The organism is Pseudomonas sp. XP1 (assembly GCF_053557675.1).
The window spans coordinates 93,490-98,365 of the sequence record NZ_JBNRIJ010000018.1; the positions used below are offsets into that span (position 1 = coordinate 93,490).

Below are 4,876 nucleotides of genomic sequence, written 5' to 3' on the forward strand. Positions count from 1 at the left end.
ACCCTGAAAATATTCCTCACGTCTGCGCACGATTTCGGGTATAGTACGCGCCGGTCTTTTAGCGGACCGCAAAATCAGGTGGTGTAAACCCTCCGAGTCCAGCTTCGGCTGCACGTCCGCTAGGCGGACTTTCCCACGTTTATCTTTTTCAATCGTTTTCGCAAATCCCCGCCGCCAAAGCTGCCTGGGTGACCTGTCGGTCTTTCATGGCTTGTGCAGCTTTGGAGCATGGGTCTTTGCGGATGCACCTAGAGGCAGACCCATGACCCAGGAAACCGGCGGCTTCGCCGCTCTCGATCTCAATCCGAATATTGTTGCTGCCGTTCTGGCGACCGGCTACGAAGAGCCGTCCGCCATTCAGCAACAATCGATCCCGATCATCCTCGCCGGTCACGACATGATCGGCCAGGCGCAGACTGGCACCGGCAAGACCGCTGCCTTCGCCCTGCCGATCCTCAACAAGATCGATGTGAGCAAGCGCGAACCGCAAGCCCTGATCCTGGCGCCAACCCGTGAGTTGGCGCTGCAAGTTGCTACCGCTTTCGAAACCTACGCCAAGCAGATGCCGGGCGTGAACGTGGTCGCCGTCTACGGTGGTGCCCCGATGGGCCCACAGCTGCGTGCGATCCGCAACGGCGCGCAAATCGTCGTGGCCACCCCGGGCCGTCTGTGCGACCACCTGCGTCGTGACGAAAAAGTCCTGTCGACCGTGCAGTACCTGGTACTGGACGAAGCCGACGAGATGCTCAAGCTGGGCTTCATGGACGACCTCGAAGTGATCTTCGATGCCATCCCTGCCAGCCGCCAGACCGTGCTGTTCTCCGCCACTCTGCCGTCGTCGATCCGCTCGATCGCCGAACGTCACCTGCGCGAGCCCAAGCACGTCAAGATCCAGAGCAAGACCCAGACCGTTACCGCGATCGAGCAGGCCCACCTGATGGTCCACGCTGACCAGAAGATCCCGGCTGTGCTGCGTCTGCTGGAAGTGGAAGAGTTCGATGCGCTGATCGCCTTCGTGCGTACCAAGCAAGCCACCCTGGACCTGGCCTCCGCGCTGGAAGCCAAGGGCTACAAGGCTGCCGCGCTGAATGGCGACATCGCCCAGAACCAGCGTGAGCGTGTGATCGACTCGCTCAAGGATGGCCGCCTGGACATCGTTGTCGCTACCGACGTCGCTGCCCGTGGCCTGGACGTACCGCGCATCACTCACGTGTTCAACGTCGACATGCCGTACGACCCGGAGTCCTACGTACACCGTATCGGCCGTACCGGCCGTGCCGGTCGCGATGGCCGTGCACTGCTGCTGGTCACCCCGCGTGAGCGCCGCATGCTGCAGGTGATCGAGCGCGTAACCGGGCAGAAAGTTGCCGAAGCCCGCCTGCCGAATGCCCAGGCCGTGCTGGACGCCCGCATCAAGAAGCTGACCTCGAGCCTGGCGCCGCTGGTTGCCGAAGCGGAAGCCACCCACGGCGAGCTGTTCGACCGCCTGACCGCCGACCTGGGTTGCAGCGCGCGTGCCCTGGCTGCTGCCCTGCTGCGCAAGGCCACCAATGGCCAGGCGCTGGACCTGGCTGCGGTAGAGCGTGAGCAGCCGCTGGTGCCGAGCTTCGCCCCGCGTGGCGAGCGTACCGAACGTGGTGAGCGTGGCGAGCGCCCGGAGCGTGGTGACCGCGAGCGCCGTGCACCGATGCCGCTTGCCGAAGGCCGTGTGCGTTGCCGCACTGCCCTGGGTGCCCGTGACGGCATCGCTGCCAAGAACCTGTTGGGCGCGATCCTCAACGAGGGTGGCCTGGCCCGTGACGCTATCGGCCGTATCCAGGTGCGCGACAGCTTCAGCCTGGTCGAGTTGCCGGAAGATGGCCTGGAGAAGCTGCTGTCCAAGCTCAAGGACACCCGCGTGGCTGGCAAGCAGCTGAAGCTGCGTCGCTACCGCGAGGATTGATCCTGGCGCAATGAAAAAATCCCCGGCTTTGGCTGGGGATTTTTTTTGCCTGCGCCGGCCCTTTCGCGGGTAAACCCGCTCCCACAGGTACAGCACAAGCCTTGAAATCTGTGGAGACCCTGTGGGAGCGGGTTCACCCGCGAAGAGGCCCTTCAGCCAAACCGATAAATGTCCATCCCCAACGCCCCCAGGGTAAACCCTTGGTGCACCACCCCGAACTTGCCCCCAGCCCCCAGGGCAAAGAACAGCGGCAGGAAATGCTCGTCACTGGGATGGTTGCGCGCCGCAAACGGCGCCTGCTGCCGATAATTCAGCAACGCTTGCTGATCATCCGCCCGAAGCTTTTCCACCACCCAATCCCTGAACGCCAGTGCCCATGGCTCGATCACATCCGGCCCGGCATGCCAGTCCAGTTCGCCCAGGTTGTGGGTAATGCTGCCCGAGCCGATCAACAGCATGCCCTGACCGCGCAAACCCGCCAGCGCCTGGCCTACCTTGACCTGCAGCGCCGGCCCCATGTGGCTGGGCAGGGAAACTTGCACAACCGGAATATTCGCCTCCGGGTACATCAGCGACAGAGGTACCCAGGCGCCGTGGTCGAATGGCCGCTGCGCATCCAGCCGGGCTGGCAGCCCGGTAGCCTGCAGCAGTTCACTGACCTGCCCGGCAAGGGTGGGGTCACCCGGCGCCGGGTATTGCACCGCATATAGCGCTGGTGGGAAGCCGTAGAAGTCATGCCAGGTCTCGGGCTGTGCGCTGCCGGTAACCAGCAGTTCGCGGCTTTCCCAGTGTGCCGACACCACCACGATCGCTTTCGGACGGGGCAGGGCGTTGGCCAGCCCGGCCAGCGCCGGCCCGCTGGCGCCGGGTTGCAGGGCAAGCATGGGGGAGCCATGGGAGATGAACAGGCTGGGCAGCATGGCGGGTTCCTGACGGTTAAGATGCACACATCTTCGATCAACTACAGATCGAAATCCAAACCAACTTTTACCGACAAACCATCTAAAAATCGGGAGTGATCATGGAGCCAGCGTTCTGGCAGCAGCGGTGGGCCGACAACCAGATCGGCTTTCACCAGGCGCAGGTGAACCCCTATCTGCAGAAATATTGGCCAACGCTTGGCCTTGCGCCGGGCAGCCGCGTGCTGGTGCCGTTGTGCGGCAAGAGCCTGGACCTGGCCTGGTTGGCCGGGCAGGGGTATCGCGTGTTGGGCGTAGAGCTGTCGCGGCGGGCGGTGGAGGCATTCTTCCGCGAGCATGGGCTGCAGGCCGAGGTACAGCAGCGTGGGGCTTTCGAGGTTTGGCGCAGTGGTGACGTCGAACTCTGGTGTGGGGATTTCTTTGCGTTGCAGGCAGAGGATGTCGGCGACTGCGCGGGGCTGTATGACCGGGCGGCGTTGATTGCCTTGCCTTCGCAGATGCGTGTGGCTTACATGCGGTTGTTGTCGCGCTTGCTGCCGACGGGTTGCCAAGGGTTGGTGGTGACTCTGGATTATGACCAATCCTTGCTGGGCGGGCCGCCGTTTTCGGTAGGAGATGAAGAGCTGCGACAAGGGTTTGCCGGGTGGCAGCTGGATGAGCTGGAGGCTGTGGAGGTGATTGAAGAAAGCCCGAAGTTTTTGCAGGCCGGGGTATCGAGCTTGTTGGAGCGGGTTTGCCGGGTCAGCCGCTGACAGGTGTGTAGCCTGTCTTGGCCCTTTCGTGGGTGAACCCGCTCCCACAGGTACTGCACAATCCTCAAGGTATGTGGTGAACCTGTGGGAGCGGGTTTACCCGCGAAGAGGCCGGCACAGGTGTACAAAAAAGGGCGACCGAAGTCGCCCTTTGTTTCTACCGGTTGGATCAACCGCGACGGCGCAGTGCCTCGATACGGTCTTCCAGCGGCGGGTGGCTCATCAGCAGCCCGGCCAGGCCGTGCTTCAGGCCACCATTGATGCCGAAGGCCTTCATGGTGTCGGGCATGTGCACCGGCAGGCCTTGCTCCACGCGCAGGCGCTGCAGGGCGCCGATCATCGCCGCGGTACCGGCCAGCTGAGCACCGGCTTCGTCGGCGCGGTATTCGCGGCGGCGCGAGAACCACATCACGATCATGCTGGCCAGAATGCCCAGGATCAGCTCGGCAACGATGGTCGCCACGTAGTAGGCAATGCCCTGGCCTTCTTCGTTCTTGAAGATCACCTTGTCGACGAAGTTGCCGATGATGCGCGCGAAGAACATCACGAAGGTGTTCACAACGCCTTGCACCAGCGCCAGGGTGACCATGTCGCCGTTGGCCACGTGGCCGATCTCGTGGGCCAGCACTGCGCGCACTTCATCGGGCGAGAAGCGCTCCAGCAGGCCCTGGGACACGGCGACCAGAGCGTCGTTGCGGTTCCAGCCGGTGGCGAAGGCGTTGGCCTCGTATGCCGGGAAGATACCCACCTCGGGCATCTTGATGCCCGCTTCACGGGACAGCTCTTCCACCGTTTGCAGCAGCCACTGTTCGTGGCGGGTGCGCGGCTGGCTGATGATCTGGGTGCCGGTGGTCATCTTCGCCATCCACTTGGAGATGAACAGCGAGACGAGGGAGCCAGCAAAGCCGAACACGGCGCAGAACACCAGCAGGCTGCTGAGATTCAGGTCGACCCCGTTGGCGGCCATGAACCCGTTGAAACCGAACAGGCTCAGGGTAATGCTTGCAACCAGCACCACCGCGAGGTTGGTGGCTACAAACAACAGAATGCGCATCATGGTTGTTACGTTCTCCTGACGGATGAGTTGTCGCTTACTGCGGGGTATATAAGGGGCCGGCCGTGCCGATTCAATCGGGCGACTATTTCAAACTGTGTACGGCGGAGTATGGCAGAGGATGGCGCGGGGGCTGTGGGATAGAGCGTTGCAGGATGTAAGAAAGATCCTGTGGGGTTTTGGAACTGCTTTGCAGCCCATCGCCGGG

General features: G+C 62.8%; 3 protein-coding genes and 1 pseudogene. 2 read left to right on the forward strand and 2 right to left on the reverse strand.

Going from position 1 to position 4,876, the window contains the following annotated elements; translation table 11 throughout:
* The first annotated feature begins 228 nt into the window (after nucleotides 1-228).
* Nucleotides 229-1,942 (forward strand): annotated as a pseudogene (locus tag ACK1U9_RS16810) (DEAD/DEAH box helicase).
* Nucleotides 1,943-2,094: 152 nt separating this feature from the next.
* Here the strand turns inward: ACK1U9_RS16810 and ACK1U9_RS16815 are convergent.
* Nucleotides 2,095-2,862 (reverse strand): DODA-type extradiol aromatic ring-opening family dioxygenase, encoded by a 768-nt coding sequence (locus tag ACK1U9_RS16815; RefSeq protein WP_153671221.1) that lies wholly within the window; start codon nucleotides 2,860-2,862, stop codon nucleotides 2,095-2,097.
* A 101-nt stretch (nucleotides 2,863-2,963) separates the two neighbouring features.
* Between ACK1U9_RS16815 and ACK1U9_RS16820 the strand changes: the two genes are divergently transcribed.
* The gene (locus ACK1U9_RS16820; protein WP_108479835.1) at nucleotides 2,964-3,614 is read left to right on the forward strand and encodes a thiopurine S-methyltransferase; all 651 of its coding nucleotides are present in this window, start codon (nucleotides 2,964-2,966) and stop codon (nucleotides 3,612-3,614) included.
* Nucleotides 3,615-3,783: 169 nt separating this feature from the next.
* Here ACK1U9_RS16820 and htpX read toward each other — a convergent pair whose 3' ends face one another.
* Complete coding sequence (htpX, locus tag ACK1U9_RS16825) at nucleotides 3,784-4,671, reverse strand: protease HtpX (protein WP_003259721.1); 888 nt, start codon at nucleotides 4,669-4,671, stop codon at nucleotides 3,784-3,786.
* Nucleotides 4,672-4,876: the final 205 nt, after the last annotated feature.